We start from the raw sequence: 17,200 nt of genomic DNA, 5'->3' as shown, positions 1-17,200 counted from the left end.
TCAGACCCGATTTCCGGGCATTTTCGGCAGACTTCCGCTATATGGGCCACCTTGAGAGACGTGTTGGGGGATAGCTTGCTTCGTTTCGCCGGCTTCGAGCTGGACCTGCAGCGCGCGGAGCTGCGCGGGGCCGATGGCGCTCCGATCAAGCTCCGGCCCAAGACGTTCGAGATGCTCCGGCTCTTTGCCACCAGCGGCGGCCGCGTGCTGAGCAAGCAGGAGCTGATGGAGGCGGTCTGGCCGAACGTCCATGTCGGCGAGGACAGCCTGTTTCAATGCATCCGAGAGCTTCGGAACGCGCTCGGCGACGACCGGCGGCAGCTGATCAAGCTCGCCTCCGGCGGCGGCTATCTGCTGGCGGCGGAGGTTGAGGCTGCGCCCGAATCCGGCCCGGTGCAGGCCGAGGAGACCCGGCCGGACCCCGGCGACGAGGTCGCGCCCCTGCCGCCGGCCGAGGTTGCTGTGCCGCCCGTGAGGCCGCGGCGCGCGATGTTCGGCTTGAGCCGGCAGGCCACGGTCGCCGCCGTGGCCGGGCTCTGCGTGATCGTCATGGGGCTTGCGGTTGCCGCGCCCGTGCTGAAGCCGGACCTTCTGTTCAGGCGAGCGCCGCCGCGGCTCGCCGTGATGCCGATCGCTGATGACAGCAACGACCCGCGTGGCGCGGCGATGGCGGCAGACGTCACCGCCCGCCTCACGGATGGTTTCGCCAAGATCCAGAACATCAGCGTGGTTGCGCCACGATTGACGGTCGCCGGCGGCGAGAGCAAAGCTTCCTCCGCCGGATCATCCGATTACGAGCTGCATGGTGAGTTGCAGCATGGCGATCGATCCTGGACGCTGCGCGCGCGTATCATCAAGGCTGCGACTGGCGAGGTTCAGTCGGTCGTTGCAGCTTCGGTCGCCGCGGACGATGCGGACGCGCAACTCGCGCAGTCACGGCTCGTCGCCGGCGTCGGTCATGTGCTCGCGCGCCGTCTCAACGAGATTCTGGAGCCGCGCGTATCGTCATCTGCGAGCCGCAAATCCTCGGTCGGCGGCGACAAGGTGGCGGTCGAGCAGGCGCTCGCCTCGATCAACCAGACCACGCGCGAGCGTTTTGGCGCGGCGCAGGCCATGCTGCAAAAGGCGCTCGCTGACGATCCTGACAATCTCGACATCGCGGTCGCGCTCGCCTCGCTGCAGATGCGCGGCATCCAGATGGTCTGGTTCGGCCCGGAGGAGGCTGCTGCGGTCGAGGGGAGGGCCAATGCGACGCTCGAACAGGCATTGCGGTCGAAGCCGAATTCGATTCCGGTGCTCGAGGCCTATTGCCGCTTCCTCAGCGCGACCAACCATTTCGTCGAAAGCCTCGTCACCTGCGCCAGGGCCTTGAGCTTCGATCCGTGGAACGGGTCTGCGCTCTATCTGATCGGGTTGGGCCAGATCTATCTCGGCCGCTTCGACGATGCGCTCGCGACATTCCAGCAAGCCGATCGTTACGACACGCCACCGGCCTCGCGCTGGACCTGGTTGCTCGGCGCAGGCACGGCGCATGCCTTGATGGGCCGCTACGAGGAGGCGCTGCCGTGGCTGCAGCGCTCGATCGCCATCACGCCGGGAACCGGCCGCTCGCATTTCCTGCTCGCTGCTGCCTATCAGAGAACGGGCCGGGCCGAGGAGGCGAAGGCCGCGATTGCGGAGGGATTGCGCTTGCGGCCCGGCACGACGCGGCAAAGCGTCTGGCCGCCGATGAAGAACGCAAGTCCGGTTTGTATCGCGGCCTGGGAGCGTGTCGTGCAGGCCGAGGTGGATGCAGGATTGCCGGAACAGTGAGGGTCGGCGCAGGCGGCGCGTTCAGTCGTCATGCTCGGGCTTGTCCCGGGCATCCACGTCCTTGATCTCGCCTCTGGAAGCGCGTGGATGGCCGGGACAAGCCCGGCCATGACGGAGAAAGCAGTGCTGGCTACCGCCACCTTCTGTGCAGCCACAGCCACTGTTCGGGATGCTCGCGCACCCAGCTCTCCACCACGCTTGTCACGGCCTGCATCGTGCCCTGGATGTCGATCTTGCCGTCGGCATCGCGCACCGGCGGAATTTCCTCGGTCAGCTCGCCGGTGAAGCGGCCGTCGGGCAGGCGGATGATGCGGACGCCGTGGATGGGGCATTCGACCTGGCGGAGCAGGCGGGCCAGCGTCGGGTTGGCGCGGGTCTTGCGGCCGAAGAAGGTGACCTCGACGCCGCCAGTCAGATACTGGTCGATCAGCATCGCGACGTGCTTGCCCTCTTTCAGCGCCTGACCGAGCCGGAACGGGGCGTCGCGGCCCGCCGGGATCAGCGTGCCCATGTTGACCTGGCGCATCTCCTGGATGATGCGGTCGGCGGAGGCGATGTTCGGGCGGCGATAGAGGATCGCGGCGTCCAGCCCGTGCGCGACGCCGGCGAGCGCCGGCAATTCCCAATTGGCCAGATGCGCGGCGAAGATCAGCGCTGGCTTGCCGTCGTCGCGGATCTGGTTGAACAGCTCGATGCTGCGCGCCGGGATTTCGATCCGGCTTTTCTCCGGATGGTCGCGGTCGTAGTCCCAGACGTGGTCCATATGGGCGAATTCGGCGCCGACGCGGCCGAGATTGTCCCACACGCCCATCAGGATGTTTTCGATCTCTTCGGGCGACTTCTCCGGAAAGGCCGCGGTGAGGTTGGCGCGGCCGATGCGGTGCTCGCGCAGACGCGGGCCGATCAGCTTGGTCATCCGCGCGAAAAAGTTCGAGGTCTTGACCGGATCGAAATAGCGCGTGGTGCGCAGCATGCCGACGGTGGCAGCGCCGATCAGGCTTCCGCTGATCGATTTGGCAGCATTGCGTGCGCGGATCTTCGTGCCGAGAGAAATCAGCGCCATGCGTCCGGTTCAGGCCGGTTCGCGCGTGAGGATCAGCGAGGCGTTCTGGCCGCCGAAGCCGAACGAGTTCGACATCACCGCGGTGACGCGGGCATCGCGCGCCTTGTTGCCGACGACGTCGAACAGGATCGTGGGATCCGGATTGTCGTAGTTGATCGTCGGCGGGATACGCTGATGCTCGAGCGTGAGCAGCGAGAAGATCGCCTCCACTGCACCTGCGGCCGAGATGGTGTGGCCGACCATCGACTTGTTGGAGGTGACCGGAATCTTCTGCGCGAGATCGCCGAACACGGCCGATGTCGTGTTGAACTCCATCTTGTCGTTTTCGGGCGTCGCGGTGCCGTGCGCGTTGATGTGGTCGATCTGGTCCGGCGTCATGCCGGCATCGGCCAGCGTCTTGTTCATGCAGCCGATGATCGGCTTGCCGTCGGGCGAGGAGCGGGTGCGATGGAAGGAATCGGTGAGCTCGCCGCAGCCGGCGATCACGCCGAGGATCTTCGCGCCACGCGCGGTGGCCGCCTCATAGCTTTCCAGCACGAGCGCGCCGGCGCCTTCGGCCATGACGAAGCCGTCGCGGTTCTTGGAGAAGGGACGGGAGGCCGCCTGCGGCGGATCGTTCTGGGTCGACAGCGCCGAGAGCAGCGAGAAGCGCACCAGCGCTTCCGGATTCACGGTGCCGTCGGTCGCAACGCACAGTGCAGCATCGGTCTCGCCGCGGCGAATCGCCTCGACGCCGAGCTGGATCGAGGTGGCTCCGGACGCACACGCCGTCGACAGCGAGATCGGCGAGCCCTTGGTGCCGAAGGTCTCGGCGAGGTGGGCTGCGACCGAGCCGAACATGAAGCGGTGGTGATAGGCTGTGTACTTGCCGCCGCCGGAGATGCGCAGCAAATCGTCATAGTTGATGTCGAGCGCGCCGACGGCGCGGCCGAGCTCGCGGCGCTGCGGCCATTCGACTTCGACAGGCGCAACCGCCAGGAAGAGGGGGCCCGGGAAATCGGCCTTGGCGCCGATGCCGGCCTGCTCGAGCGCTTCCTCCGTCACGATCTCGGCCATCCGTTCGGACAGGGCGGTGGAGGAGAACGGATCGACGCTGACAAAATCGACGGTACCGGCCATCGTGGTCTTCAGGCCCTCGATCGGAAAGCGCGTGATGGTGCGGATGCCGGATTCGCCGGCCACGAGCTTGGCCCAATTGTCGGCCTTGCCGGCGCCGAGCGAGGTCATGATGCCCATGCCGGTGACGACGACGACGGGACGCCCGAGTTTGTCGCGTGGTGCAGTCATGTCGTTCCCCCGATAGAGCTACAGCGTCATCCAGCCAAAGCGCGAACGCGCTTCAGCTCACCGCCTCGACCAGCGCCATGCCTTCACCGCGCCAGTGTCCGGCTCCCACGACAACAATCTGGGTGGGCGCCCCCAGCATTTCAATCTCGGTCCCGGTCGAATCGTTCGGCGGGAACAGCGCGCCGCGCGAGATCGACAGCGCGGCGAGCGCGATGCCGAGCGGGAACTGCGTTTCCATGGTGTGGCCGAACATCGTGCCGGTCGCGCGGACCGGGAAGTCGGTATGGTTCTTCAGGAAGCTGCGCTCCTCGCTGGTCGCTGGCTCGGTGCCGGTCGCGCCCGAGATGATCGCGCCCTTGCCCTCGCGCTTCGGCAGCTTTTCCCAAAGCTTCTCCAAGGTCGCGGCCATGTCGCCCGGCTGCTTGCGCCGGGCGAGGTCGGCAACGACGCTCGTCAGCTTTGCGAACGGCTTTGCGCCGCGCGCTTGTGCATGCGCCTTCGATTCCAGCACCAGGAAGGCGCCGGCCGAGCCGAGCGCGAAGCCGGCGTGGTCCTTGCGCGCCCAGACGGGGGCGAACTTGTCCTTCAAATTGAAGTCGCCGAATTCGTAGAGGACCATCAGGTCCTTGCGCTCGCCATTATGCGAGCCGCCGACCAGCGCAATGTCGCTCTCGCCCGAGGCGATGCGCGCAAGCGCAATGCGGGCCGCATCTGCGCCCGCGACCTCTTCGCCCATGAAGGTGCGCGAGGTGCCGCCCAAGCCGTGCACGATGGCGATGTTGCCGGCGAGCAAATTGGAGAGCTGCGCCAGGAACAGCGTCGGCCTGAGGTCGCTCATCAGCCGCTCATTGAGGAAACCGGGCGCGTTCGCCCCCTTGGCCTCGGCCGAGAGCACGCCGCTGTCGACGTTGAGATCGCGCTCGCCGCCGCCGGCGGCGACCACCATGTCGATCTTCGCCAGGATGTCCTTGTTGCCCTTGATTCCCGCGGAGTCGAGCGCCAGGCCGGCAGCGTAGGTGCCGATGCGCTGCCAGGCTTCCATCTGGCGCTGGTCGCCCTTCTTCGGGATCTGGCTGTCGAAGGAGACGGGCATCAAGGGATGCACGACGTTTGGCGCAAAGCCCTTCTCGTCGACATTGACGCGCTTCTCTTCAAGCGCGGCCCAGTTGGCGTCCAGGCCCTCGCCGAGCGAGGTGGCAAGCCCAATGCCGGTGATCCAGACTTCCGTCTGGCCGGGCTTCGAAGCAGTCTCAGTCATGGCGATACGGCCTGTTGCGGAAATCCGACGCGCTGGGCGACCTGCGCCATGTATCCGCGCATATCCGCATTGGGGAAGGGGATCAGCGTAAAAGTGAGCGTCGAATTCGCGCGCAGCTTGCCGCCAACCCTGATCTTGGCCTCGGTCATGGCGTAGCCGGAACCCTCATGGGCCAGCGTGGCCTCGATGCTCATGAGGTCGCCTGGGAACACCGAGCCGCGGACCTTGGCCTCCTTGACGGCGGCCAGGATCGGCATGCGCTCGAACTTGAACACGCCGAGTTGAAGCCAGCCCGAGGCCTGCGCCATCGATTCGATCAGGAGCACGCCGGGCATCAGGGGATAGCCCGGGAAGTGCCCCTCGAAGATGGTGCTCTCCTTCGGAACCTGGGCCTCGACGACGATCGTCTTCTCGTCGACCTTGAGGTCGACGATGCGATCGATCATGTGGAAGTATTCGAGTTGCATGACTGCGCCCTTAGGCGCTCGCGCCCTTGGCCGCAACCAGTTCGTCGATGCGGGCGCACAGATTCTTCAGCACGAAATACTGCTCGGTGGTCGCCTTGCCGTCGTTGACCTCCTGGGTCCACTTTTCCAGCGGCAGCTTGATGCCGAACTGCTTGTCGATCGCAAACGCGATGTCGAGAAAATCGAGGCTGTCGATGCCGAGATCGTCGATGGCATGGCTATCCGGCGTGATCGTGTCGCGCGGGATGTCGCAGGTTTCAGCGATGATCGTGGCGACCTGATCGAATGTGGAAGACATCACTAAGCCTTTGATATATTGCGGATATTTGTCAGATTTCCAGAGTGGCACGGTGGGCGGGCATCGCGCCCCAGATGACGCCCTCAAACCCCCCTCTGGCCGGGTCGAAAGCCCGTATATCGGAGCGCCGCCCCGAGTTCAATGGAGCCGGACGGGCCCCTCGGACAGGGCTGGGGATGCTTGCCGGAGCCGTTTCGGGCCGGGACCGGCGGGGGGATGGGCCTAGATGTGCGGCGTCGTGATCTTGACGCAGTCGCGGCGGCCCATCAGCACGCAATCCTGGGTCCGCCTGAGGTCGGCGATGCTCACCGCGAGCCAGATACCGATCGCGGTCAGCGCGACGGTGAAGGCGAGGGCGGCGATGTTGGCGAGCATACGGTGGCGGAAATCGTCCGGCTCGGTGCGGGGCTGCTCGTAGCGCGACAGGTCGAGCTGCTCGGGCGTAACGCGCAGCGGCTGCACGGTACCGCTGCCCCGGTGGACCGTCGGGGAGGGCGAATTGCGCGGCCTGAACTGGAGCACCCGGTGCTCGTCATCAGAGCTTATGGGCCGCTGGGTCTTCATGTGTGAGGATCAACTCCGAAGCAGCGATTTTTAGATAGCACACGTGGTGAAGGCGTTGCAGAAAATCTTCTCAATGCACGCGTGCATTATGCGTTCGCACTATTTCGGCGGGACCCTGTGGACGAGCGCGGAGCCGGTTGTCATCTCTGAGTCAGGAAGGTGCGGTTTGCGCTGCAGCAACGGCCACGGCGTTATCGCGTATACATCGGCTTGTGACCCCGCTGCCGGAACCGAATGCATTTTCCCGCTAACGGGCCCGTGTCATAATCCGGGAACCGGGACCACCGGTTGCGAAACGATGCGAGGGATCTTCGACCATGACCACCACCAACGCGCGCGAGCCGAGAGTGCATCCGGTGCCGATCCTGTCGTTGCGGCCGACGCAGATGACGGTCGGCATGCGGGAGGTCAAGGAGAAGCGCAAGCGCTGGCGCGAGCATGGCAAGAAGAAGCAGTCCGATCTGCTCGGCACGCACATGATCCCCGTCGTCTACGGGCCGGACCTGCGCTACTACGTGATCGACCATCATCATCTCGGCCGCGCGCTGCATGACGAGGGCATCAAGGAGGTGCTGGTGACCGTCGTCGGCGACCTCCGGATGGTCGAGCGCGAGGCGTTCTGGGGCGTGATGGACAACAAGCGCTGGGTCTATCCCTACGACGCCAAGGGCGAGCGGCGTCCGTTCCGCGATCTGCCGAAATCGGTCGCCGATCTCAAGGACGACCCGTTCCGCAGCCTTGCCGGCGAGCTCCGCCGCATGGGCGGCTTTGCCAAGGACACCACGCCGTTCTCGGAATTCCTGTGGGCCGACTTTCTGCGCCGGAAGCTGACGCGCAAGGCGGTGGACGCCAATTTCGACAAGGCGCTGGAAAAGGCATTGTCATCGGCCAAGAGCAAGGATGCAATCTATCTGCCCGGCTGGTGCGGGCCGGCGGACGATGATTAGGCGTCAGCGCCCATATCAATCGCGTTGGAAGATCTTGGCGCCGGGATAGGCGCGACGGGCGTAAGTGACGACCAGCGCGCGGTCCTGGGTGTCCAGGAAGGGCGTTCGGATCTGGCTCGATCCGACGAAGAGGTGCCACAGGCCATTGAGCTTCCGGATGACGATTTTCATCTGCGTAATTCCTCGATACCTCCGCACTCCAGCAAACGCCGCCTGTCGCGGCGGTCCTGCTAATCGCGATCGTCATCGCGCGTGCGAAATTCCCGATGCGGCCCGCGTCCGCGCAAGACAATCGCGATACTTTGTTAGTTGGTCACGGCGCGCGGCCCGATAAGGTGGCTCTCATCACAGCCGCTTGAGCGACATCATTTTCCGCAGCGACGAAACCGTCCTGAAACAGAGCCGCCCCATGTGTTGGGGGTAGTCGAGCTCACACAGGAGGCCGTAATGCGCCGTCTGGTTTTCGCCGTTGCCTTGCTCGCAGTTGCCTCGGCAGGAATATCGGCGTCGTTCGCCGCGGTACACCACGCCAAGACCTTGACGTTTGCCGAGCGCTTTGCTCCGGCGCTCGATCTGATGGCGAAGCAGTAGCGGTATCCGCTTCAGGGCAGGCTTGATCTGCCGCAAAATCCGGGCCGTGGCGTCCAGTTAAGGTACGCCCCGCACGATCGGCTACGGCGCGCTGCGCCCCGATATCGAGGGCGCGGGCTCCAGGTCATGCCAACCTGGAGGCGTGGCCATGAGTCTGATCTTTCGCATTCTCTTTGTCGCGGCCGGCGCCATTACCGCGCTGTTCGTCGCGCGCGACGCGCTCAACTTCACCATCATCCAGACCTTCGTCGCCATCCTGCTCGTGACCGCCGCTCTGGGCGCCGGAACGCTTTGGAGCCTGCGGCGGAAGACGTGAGCGGCACGGCGAGCACGCGACCATCCGGGCTGAGCCAGGCCGAGGCCCAGGCGCGGCTGGAAAAGGACGGCTACAACGAGCTGCCTCGGCCCGAACGACGCAACCCCTTGCGCATCGTCGTGGAAGTGCTCCGCGAGCCGATGCTCTTGCTGCTCCTTTGCGGCGGGCTGATCTACCTCGTGCTCGGCGACCTCAAGGAGGCGCTGATCCTCCTCGCATTCGGTGCGATGTCCATCGTGATCACGGTGGTGCAGGAGACCCGGACCGAGCGCGTGCTCGACGCCTTGCGTGACCTGACCAGCCCGCGCGCGCTCGTGGTGCGGGACGGCACGGCTCAGCGAATCCCGGGCCGTGAGGTCGTACGCGGCGACCTCCTCGTCCTTGGTGAAGGCGACCGGATTCCAGCCGACGCTGTCCTTGTTGACGCGCGCGATTTGCAAATCGACGAGTCCCTGCTGACGGGCGAGTCGGTGCCGGTCAGCAAGCTGGTCTTCGACAAGGGCGCTGTGGTCGAGCACCGGCCAGGCGGGGAGGATCAGCCCTTCGCGTATTCCGGCTCGCTTGTCGTGCGCGGCGAGGGACGGGCGTTGGTCGAGGCCACCGGACCGCGCAGCGAGATTGGGAAGATCGGTCTGTCGCTGCGTGGCTTACAGGCCGAGCCGCCCCGGCTTCAGCAGCAGACCGCAAGACTGGTGCGGCTTTGCTTCCTCGGCGGGCTTGCGGTCAGTCTGGCCGCCATTGCGCTCTACGGCGTCTTGCGGGGGGATTGGCTGCAAGCATTGCTTGCGGGCGTCGCCATCGGCATGTCGATGCTTCCGGAAGAGTTTGGCGTCGTGCTCACGGTCTTCATGGCGATGGGAGCATGGCGGATTTCGCAAGCCCGCGTTCTGACGCGGCGAGGCGCAGCCATCGAGGTCCTCGGTTCTGCGAGCGTCCTCTGCACCGACAAGACCGGAACACTGACGCAAAATCGGATGTCTGTCGCAGAACTACGACTGCTCGATGGAGCACGCATGCGCCCGGCGGCAGCCCGACCAGATCGCGTCAGGCCCGAATTTGTCGAGTTGGCGCGCTGCGGCGCCCTGGCGAGTTCGCTGGACCCGTTCGATCCGATGGAGAAGGCGCTGCACCTGTTTGCGCGCGACGCGTTGCGGCACGACGAGGCGCCGGATCGCGAGAGGGCGCTCGTGCGCACCTATGGTCTGCGCCCTGAACTGCTCGCCATGACGCAGGTCTGGCGGACGTCCGGCCGGGCGGACCTCCTCGTCTGCGCCAAAGGCGCGCCTGAGGCGATTGCGCGCCTGTGCAGGCTCAGCGACGCGGATCAAGAGACGGTGAGAGATGCCGTCGGCGCAATGGCAAAGGACGGACTTCGCGTGCTCGGAATGGCCATTGCCATCTGCGATGACGCGGAACTCCCGCCGTCCCAGGAGGCTTTCGCGTTTCGCTTTGTCGGCCTGGTCGGGCTTGCCGATCCGCTGCGCCCCCATGTGCCCGAGGCGGTTCGTGAATGCCGTGCGGCGGGGATTCGCGTCGTCATGATCACGGGCGACTATCCGGCGACGGCTGTTGCCATCGCGAGCCAGGCAGGGATCGACGTCCGGGACGTCATGACTGGCGATCAGATCAAGCTGGCGGACGATCTGGAGCTTGCGGAGCGCGTCCGGCATGTGAACGTGTTCGCGCGGGTGCTGCCGGAACAGAAGTTGCGCATCGTCGAAGCCATGAAGCGCAACGGCGAGATCGTGGCGATGACCGGTGACGGCGTCAACGACGCTCCCTCGCTGAAAGCGGCCCACATCGGCATCGCGATGGGAGGGCGCGGGACTGACGTTGCGCGGGAGGCGTCTTCGATCGTCCTGCTCGACGACGATTTCGACTCGATCGTGTCGGCCATTCGCCTGGGCCGCAGAATCTACGACAATCTGCGCAAGGCGATGGCCTTCATCTTCGCCGTTCACGTCCCGATAGCGGGGCTTGCGCTGCTCCCACTGGTGCTAGGGCTTCCCCTGATTCTTGGGCCCGTTCACATCGCGTTTCTGGAATTGATCATCGATCCGGTCTGCTCACTCGTGTTCGAGGCCGAGCGCGAAGAGCGCGATGTGATGTCGCGTCCGCCGCGGCGGGCCGATTCCGAGCTGTTCTCGTGGCCATTGGTCGGCTGGAGCGTTCTGCAGGGTGCGCTGTCCCTTGCGCTGATTGCCGTCATCTTCGTCGTCGCGCTTCGCTCCGGGGTGCCCCCGGACGAGGCGCGGGCGCTCGCCTTCGTTGCGCTGGTCGTCTGTGTCGTCGCACTGGTTCTGGTCAACCGGTCTTTCAGCGCATCATTCCTGTCGGCATTCTTCCGTCCCAATCGCGCACTGCTCTGGATATTCCTGTCGATCGCCCTCATCCTCGCCACCACGCTGTTCTGGCCTCCGGTCACCGCGCTGTTTCGATTCGGACCGTTGCATCTGAACGATCTGATGGTCCCGCTTGGTGCGGGACTGCTGGTGCTGACAGCGCTGGAATTTCTGAAGCCGCTCTGGGCGCGCCGGCTTCGGTTCTAGTTGATCGGATAAGACCATTCGAGACAGGACGGCATCCAGGAGTGGAACCCGCGGCCGCAAGAAGCCGATGGGCGCTGCTGGGCGTCCATCGGCTGAGTCTTCACTGCGGCCTGCTTCAGCGCAGGATCTCGCGCAGCACCTCGCCGTCGACCTGGTGCGGCCTGACGCCGAGGATCTGCATGATCGTCGGCGCGACGTCGAGGTTGCGCATGCGCCGGATCGTGGTCTTGCGGATATCGGGACCTGCGGCGATGAAGGTCGCGCTCATCACCGGCAGCTCGGGATCATGGCCGTGCGCGCCGTAGAAGTTCGGCATCGACAGCATGGTCGTTGCCGCGTTGAACGCGGGGTCGCCGAGGCGCGCGACGCCGGGGTTCTGGATGCCGTCGAAATTGTAACCCGGCGCCATCAGCGCGAACACATCGCCGAAATCCTGGCCGATGGTCTTGCTGGTGCACAGCCCGGTTCCGGCGTTGCATTGCAGCGGCCGGGTCTCCACTACGTTGAAGATGCGTCCACTGTCGAGCGAGTAGTTCAACTTCGGATTGGGATCGACCGCGTTCTTCACTGCGTCAGCGATCTGCGCGACCAGCGCCTTATAGGTCGAAAGATCGACGGTGCCGCCCTGTTCGCGGTTCTGGAGGTTGACGTAGATGTTGACCGCCGGACCCGAGGTGCGGATCGCGAGCTTCGTGGTGTCGATGCCGGCGTTCTTCAGGATGTTGGTCATGCTGACCGAGGTGTGGAACGGGGCGAAGCCGTGGTCGGAGACCACGATGACGTTGCTGTCGGAGCCCGCCGCATCGGCGATCTTCTTCACCGCCTTGTCGGCGACCTGATAGGCGAAGCGGATGTAGGAGGCGTAGCGCTTGACCTTGGCAGGATCCTGGCCGGCGCCGATCGAGTTCGGATCCTTCGGGTTGGTGCCCTGGCGCGGATCGGTGAGCAGGAACTGATGCTCGGAGCCGTCCGGCTGCTCGATATAGACCATGACGAGGTCGGCGTCGGGATGATTCTGGATCGCGCGCTCACCGATCTCGGCCTGGTAGCGCACGAAGGTCTTGACCATGTCCTCGAACATCGCCTCGATCTCGATGTCGGGGAAATTGGTGAAGCCGGGGCTCAGCCGCTCCGGAATGCGGAAATCGGCCTGCGGACGCCAGAAGCCGATGTTGTTGTTGATGTCGTCGACATCGGCCAGCACCGGCGTGTTGCGCGGGATGTAGTTGGCACCGTAGCGGGCGAAGCGCACCACGGAGAGATCGGGCGACAGCTGCGAGACGTAATAGGCGGCACCGACCTTGGCGCCGCTGCCCTCGAAGAAGAACGGCGCGTTCTCGTCGCCGAACTTGGCATAGGCAGGTCCGGTCGAGGGAGCGTGGAACGGTCCTCGCTTGATGCCCTGCGTGGTATCGAAGAACACCAGCGTGTCGTAGTTCACCTTGTTGTCGTTGGTGGTGTCGATCGCCGCGACGCGGATCGAATATTTGACGTCGAACGTCGCCGCGTTGCTGGAGCAGGTCGAGGTCTGCGCCGAGGAGCACGAGAACGACTCGATCGGGTTGGTCGTCACCAGCACCGGGCTGAAGGAGAAATGGCCGGCTGCCTGGAGTCCTGCGACGACGCCGGCATCGGGCGCGAAGTCGGATTGGGTCAGCGAGAAGCCCTGGGCGGAGAGGCCGCCGAACGCACCGAACGGCACGGTGTAGTTGGTCACACGGGTCGGCTGCGCCGGTTGCACCACGGTGCCGTTAATGGAGATGTCGGCGCCGTCGCCGCCGGGCCAGGTCGCGGTGGCGACTTTCTTGCCCTGCTGGCGGAGCTGCACCCACAGCGGTTCGGCCGTCGGGTGCGGCGAAGGCCCGAGCGGGCTCTCCTGATAACCGCCAATCGGGGCCGCGAAGCCGCTGATGCTCGAGGAGATCGGCGCGACGGCGGCCTGGAACGTGTTCGAGGGGATGTCGTTGTGAACCGCGTTCGAGCCGGTGGCGATCTCGATATGCGACACTGCCGTGAGCGATGGCGAGGCCGTCACGTTCTGCAGCGCCACTGCGCCGTGGCGGCTCAGCCGCGCCAGGCCGCCGTCACGCGGCAACACGCCTTCCTCGATGAATTGCTGGATGAAATTGGGCTTGGCGCCGTCGAGCGAGATCAGCACGACCTGCTTCGACTTGTGGCCATGATGGCCGCCACCGTGATCGCGATTGCGGAAATTGCCGAAGTCGCGGTCCTGGTCGTCATCGCCCGCACGCACAGGCGTCGCAACACCGGCCAGCGATGTGGCGAGCGACATCGCCGCAATCAGGGAAAGAAGAATCTTCTTGTTCATGTGATCGCCCCCAGGCTGACTGCGCGATCTGCGCGGATGTTGTCTGCAACGGGGAGCGATTATCGAGTGCGGCCGACGACGCGCATGTGACACGTGCACGTCGAAGCGATTACGCCAACAGGATGTCGGCGCGCGAGCGTCCGCGCATGACGCGGACGATGACGCAATCGCTTGTCGAAAAGACCACGCGCGAACAACGGTCTAAAGCGCGATGATGGCGATTTCGAACATAATCGTGCCTGGACGTGAACGACGAATGGAACCCTGCAATCTCGATCTGCATCTGCGCGCACGCATCAGACTTATGGCGTCGCTTCCGGCCTAGGTGTGACTGTCATTGCCGCCAAGCAGGCGGTGCAGCCAGCGTTCGACGGGCCGGCCGACCGTGAGCAGTACAATTGCGATCACCACCGCGACCAGGACGATCTTCCATTCGCCGGCGCCGCAGGCGATGCCGAGGCAGGCGGCGAGGAAGGCGCAGGCTGCGCTGGTCAAGCCATGGACGCGGAAGCGATGGCCCTCGCGCACGATGACGCCGGCGCCGAGAAAGCCGATGCCGGTGAGGATGCCCTGGATCACGCGGCTGGCCGCATCGGTGATCTTGCCGGGCTCGGCGAACTGCACGGCGAGCAGCACGACAGTGGCGGTGGAGAGCCCGACGATGCCGAGCGTCTTCAGCCCGATCGGCTTGTCGTGCAGGTCGCGGTCGAGGCCGATCGCGCCGGCGGCGAGCGTCGCCGTGCCGAGGCGCAGCAGGATTTCGGGCCAGTCCAGCTCGGTCATGTCTTGTCGGTCACGTCTTCGGCAGCCGTCCCATCAGGTAGAACTCCTCGTTCGGACGCATGCCGGTGAAGTTCGCGAGGCGGTTCGAGAGCGCGAAGAAGGCGGAGATCGCGGCGATGTCCCAGATGTCGTCGTCGCTGAAGCCGTGGGGTTGAAGCGCGGCAAAATCATCCTCGGAGACGCGCTGTGCGTCGGCAGACACCTTCATCGCAAAATCGAGCATCGCCTTCTGGCGGGGCGTGATGTCGGCCTTGCGGTAGTTCACCGCGACCTGGTCGGCAATCAGCGGATTCTTGGCGCGGATGCGCAGGATCGCGCCATGCGCGATCACGCAATACTGGCACTGGTTGGCCGCGGAGGTCGCGACCACGATCATCTCGCGCTCGGCCTTGGTCAGCCCGCTGTCCTTCTCCATCAGCGCGTCGTGATAGGCGAAGAAGGCGCGGAACTCGTCCGGACGGTAGGCCAGCGTCAGGAACACGTTCGGCACGAAGCCGCTCTTCTCCTGCACGGCGAGGAGGCGCGTGCGGATGTCCTCGGGCAGCGTGTCGAGCGCGGGTGCGGGGAAGCGTTGCGCGGCGGGCTTTGTCATTGGCATGGTTCCGGCTTGGGGCCGGCAACCATAGTCGATGCGGGCGGCGGGCTCAATCTGGCCTTCCGAACTGGCCGCGACGAACGTGCGAGTTATGAGCCACGCTCCGTCCGCCGTCATTGCGAGCGCAGCGAAGCAATCCAGAATCCCTCCGCGGAAAGACTCTGGATTGCTTCGCTGCGCTCGCAATGACGGTGTGGGAAAAGCGCGTCCTTACCGCAGTGGCTTCTTCAGCAGCGAGAAGCGATCGGGGTCGAGGCCCATCGACGGTTGCAGCATCGGCGCTTCGAGGCTCGACATCGTCTTGGCCGGCGGGGCCGAGAACACCGGGTCGTTCGGCACGTCGCGCTGTGAGGTGGCGCCGCGCCAGCGCTCGAGCACGGCGCTGACGAAATGCATGTCGTGACCGGAGGTCATCGACGGCACGCTCGAGATGGTGGCTTCGCCGCGCGGCAGCTGGTGCGGCGGCACCTCCTTGAAACGCAGGCGGGTCGGCAGCGCGACACCTTCGCCGAACGCCAGCACCTCACGGGTGCCGAGCGAGGGCACGAAGGACAGCAGGTTCGCGGCCGCATCCGACACCGCGGCGCGCAGCAGCGCCTGGTCGCGGTCGTTGGCAAGACGCATCGTGAACAGCGTGTTGCACTGGGAGATGATGGTGGCGTCGAGCTCGGCCGGACGCTGGGTGATGAGGCCGAGATAGACGCCGTATTTGCGGCCTTCCTTGGCGATGCGCGACACCGCCTTGCGAGTCGGGCCGAAGCCGACGTTGCGGTCGGCGGAGGCGTAGCGGTGCGCCTCCTCGCAGACGAACAGCAGCGGCGAGACGCCGTCGCTCCACAGGCCGAAGTCGAAGGCCATGCGGCAGAGCACGGACACGACGGAATCGATGACCTCGGCCGGGAAGCCGGCGAGCTGCATCACCGTCATCGGCTTGCCGTTGGCCGGCAGGCGGAACAGATGGCTGATCACTTCGGCCATGGTGTCGCCGCCGACATTGGCGTTGTCGAACATGAAGGCGTAGCGCGGATCATTGCGTACGGCTTCGATGCGCGAGATCAGCTTGTGATAGATGATGCGCGAGGAGCGGTTCTCCAGCTTGCCCATGCGCTCGTCGATCAGCGACAGCAGGTCGACGAGACGGTACGGCACCGGCGTGTCGACGGTGTAGCCGATCTGCTTGGGATCGATGCGCTTGAGGCCGATGCGATCGGCGTTCTGGTACTGAGTGTAGACGCCTTTGGCGAGCGGGATCACCTCGGCGAGGATGTCGAGCTCGTCGGGCACGCCGGCGCGGCCGCCGAACAGCACGTCGACGATCTCCTCGAAATTGAACAGCCAGAACGGCAGCTTCAGGTTCCGCGGGTTCAGCACCAGCGCGCGATCGCCGAAGCAGCGGCCATATTCGTTGTGGACGTCGAGCAGGAAGATGCGCAGGTTCGGGCGCGCCTTGAGGATCTCGTTGAGCAGCAGCGACACGCCGGTGGACTTACCGACGCCGGTTGATCCCAGCACGGCAAAATGCTTGGACAGCATTTCCTCGACGTCGACATAGGCGACGACGGAGCGGTCCTGCTGGAGGAAGCCGACATTGATCTGGTCCGAGCCGGTCGGCGCGTAGATCGTGCGCAGCTCCTGGCTGGTGATCAGGTCGACGGCATCGCCGATGGTCGGATAATTGGTGACGCCGCGCTGGAATTTGGCCTTGTCGGCGGCGTTGAGGATCTCGCCGAGCAGGTCGACCGAGGCGATGGCGATGTAATTGTCGGCGCTCGACAAATTCTCGCAGGAGACCTCGGTGATCATGGCGACGATGACCGAGCTGGCGCAACGAATGCTGACGAAGCGGCCGACTGTCGCCCGAACTTCCGAGATCGGCATCCGGCTTTCCGCCAGAAGCCCGACCCGGGCGAGCGATCCGCGAACCGAAATCACGCGTCCAAAGGATGTCACGATGAATGAACCTGGCAAGAGCAAGGGGGTTGGTCCGAACTATGCGTGGCTGTCGCTGGACAAACGGTTAAACGGCAGGCGCGCCCGCTTCGTTAAATCCGCGACAATTCGGCCCGTCGCTTTGTTCCCAATGCATACTTGCCGGCGGAATCGGCTGGAAAATGCTGCTTTTCTGGGCCGGCGCGGCCGAAAACGCTTAAGGAAGATTTTACCATTCGGCCAGTCGGTCCGTCGTTTGACGGATTGTTGTCATCGGGGACGGGCGGCCCTCGATCAAAAGCTCCGCGGTTTGATTTGTTGACGGGACCTAATCATTTGTACATTAGTACAAATGAGCCCGCGGCCTCGGTGCCGCCCCGGCGCGAGCCGCTTGCAGCGCCGCGCCCGATGG

At 65.0% G+C, this 17,200-nt stretch carries 16 protein-coding genes; 5 read left to right on the top strand and 11 right to left on the bottom strand.

The window, feature by feature from the left end; all coding sequences use genetic code 11:
- Nucleotides 1–75: 75 nt before the first annotated feature.
- Entirely contained in the window at nt 76–1,812 is a 1,737-nt protein-coding gene (locus tag AAFG16_RS30015) for a tetratricopeptide repeat protein (protein ID WP_342731081.1), read from the top strand.
- Nucleotides 1,813–1,942: 130 nt separating this feature from the next.
- Here the strand turns inward: AAFG16_RS30015 and AAFG16_RS30010 are convergent, their stop codons facing one another.
- From AAFG16_RS30010 to AAFG16_RS29985, 6 genes are all read right to left on the bottom strand, one after another.
- On the bottom strand, nt 1,943–2,875 hold the full coding sequence (locus AAFG16_RS30010; protein ID WP_342731079.1) for a lipid A biosynthesis lauroyl acyltransferase: 933 nt from the start codon (nt 2,873–2,875) through the stop codon (nt 1,943–1,945).
- A 9-nt stretch (nt 2,876–2,884) separates the two neighbouring features.
- Nucleotides 2,885–4,162 carry a beta-ketoacyl-ACP synthase gene (locus AAFG16_RS30005; protein WP_283080103.1) on the bottom strand — a complete coding sequence of 426 codons (1,278 nt, stop codon included), beginning with the start codon at nt 4,160–4,162 and terminating at the stop codon, nt 2,885–2,887.
- 52 nt (nt 4,163–4,214) lie between these two features.
- Nucleotides 4,215–5,420, bottom strand: coding sequence for a beta-ketoacyl-ACP synthase (locus tag AAFG16_RS30000; RefSeq protein WP_342731077.1), 1,206 nt, complete (start codon nt 5,418–5,420; stop codon nt 4,215–4,217).
- Complete coding sequence (locus AAFG16_RS29995; RefSeq protein WP_283080101.1) at nt 5,417–5,887, bottom strand: 3-hydroxyacyl-ACP dehydratase FabZ family protein; 471 nt, start codon at nt 5,885–5,887, stop codon at nt 5,417–5,419. Before AAFG16_RS29995 ends, AAFG16_RS30000 begins: the two co-directional genes overlap by 4 nt.
- Nucleotides 5,888–5,897: 10 nt before the next feature.
- Nucleotides 5,898–6,185, bottom strand: coding sequence for an acyl carrier protein (locus tag AAFG16_RS29990; RefSeq protein WP_007592476.1), 288 nt, complete (start codon nt 6,183–6,185; stop codon nt 5,898–5,900).
- Nucleotides 6,186–6,407: 222 nt separating this feature from the next.
- Complete coding sequence (locus tag AAFG16_RS29985; RefSeq protein WP_283080100.1) at nt 6,408–6,749, bottom strand: hypothetical protein; 342 nt, start codon at nt 6,747–6,749, stop codon at nt 6,408–6,410.
- A 317-nt stretch (nt 6,750–7,066) separates the two neighbouring features.
- Between AAFG16_RS29985 and AAFG16_RS29980 the strand changes: the two genes are divergently transcribed.
- The gene (locus AAFG16_RS29980) at nt 7,067–7,696 is read left to right on the top strand and encodes a ParB-like protein (protein WP_283080099.1); all 630 of its coding nucleotides are present in this window, start codon (nt 7,067–7,069) and stop codon (nt 7,694–7,696) included.
- A gap of 15 nt (nt 7,697–7,711) precedes the next feature.
- Here AAFG16_RS29980 and AAFG16_RS29975 read toward each other — a convergent pair whose 3' ends face one another.
- Nucleotides 7,712–7,867 carry a hypothetical protein gene (locus tag AAFG16_RS29975; RefSeq protein WP_283080098.1) on the bottom strand — a complete coding sequence of 52 codons (156 nt, stop codon included), beginning with the start codon at nt 7,865–7,867 and terminating at the stop codon, nt 7,712–7,714.
- Nucleotides 7,868–8,143: 276 nt separating this feature from the next.
- Between AAFG16_RS29975 and AAFG16_RS29970 the strand changes: the two genes are divergently transcribed.
- The 3 genes from AAFG16_RS29970 (at nt 8,144) to AAFG16_RS29960 (ending at nt 11,152) form a co-directional block, all read left to right on the top strand.
- The gene (locus AAFG16_RS29970) at nt 8,144–8,287 is read left to right on the top strand and encodes a hypothetical protein (RefSeq protein WP_283080097.1); all 144 of its coding nucleotides are present in this window, start codon (nt 8,144–8,146) and stop codon (nt 8,285–8,287) included.
- Between the two features lie 148 nt (nt 8,288–8,435).
- A complete protein-coding gene (locus AAFG16_RS29965; RefSeq protein WP_342731072.1) occupies nt 8,436–8,603 on the top strand; it encodes a hypothetical protein in 168 nt (55 codons plus the stop codon).
- Complete coding sequence (locus tag AAFG16_RS29960; protein ID WP_342731070.1) at nt 8,600–11,152, top strand: cation-translocating P-type ATPase; 2,553 nt, start codon at nt 8,600–8,602, stop codon at nt 11,150–11,152. The genes AAFG16_RS29965 and AAFG16_RS29960 overlap by 4 nt, the downstream gene beginning before the upstream one ends.
- Nucleotides 11,153–11,267: 115 nt before the next feature.
- On the opposite strand, the gene AAFG16_RS29955 is transcribed toward AAFG16_RS29960, so the two are convergent.
- From AAFG16_RS29955 to AAFG16_RS29940, 4 genes are all read right to left on the bottom strand, one after another.
- Nucleotides 11,268–13,481 carry an alkaline phosphatase family protein gene (locus AAFG16_RS29955; protein WP_342731068.1) on the bottom strand — a complete coding sequence of 738 codons (2,214 nt, stop codon included), beginning with the start codon at nt 13,479–13,481 and terminating at the stop codon, nt 11,268–11,270.
- A gap of 321 nt (nt 13,482–13,802) precedes the next feature.
- Nucleotides 13,803–14,264, bottom strand: a complete 462-nt coding sequence (locus AAFG16_RS29950; protein WP_283080093.1) for an MgtC/SapB family protein — start codon at nt 14,262–14,264, stop codon at nt 13,803–13,805.
- 10 nt (nt 14,265–14,274) lie between these two features.
- Nucleotides 14,275–14,856 (bottom strand): peroxidase-related enzyme, encoded by a 582-nt coding sequence (locus AAFG16_RS29945; protein ID WP_342731065.1) that lies wholly within the window; start codon nt 14,854–14,856, stop codon nt 14,275–14,277.
- A 213-nt stretch (nt 14,857–15,069) separates the two neighbouring features.
- A complete protein-coding gene (locus AAFG16_RS29940) occupies nt 15,070–16,809 on the bottom strand; it encodes a DUF87 domain-containing protein (RefSeq protein ID WP_283080091.1) in 1,740 nt (579 codons plus the stop codon).
- Between the last annotated feature and the right edge of the window lie 391 nt (nt 16,810–17,200).

Source organism: Bradyrhizobium sp. B117 (genome assembly GCF_038969555.1).
Taxonomy (GTDB): Bacteria; Pseudomonadota; Alphaproteobacteria; order Rhizobiales; family Xanthobacteraceae; genus Bradyrhizobium.
This window is presented reverse-complemented; position numbering and strand designations above follow the sequence as displayed.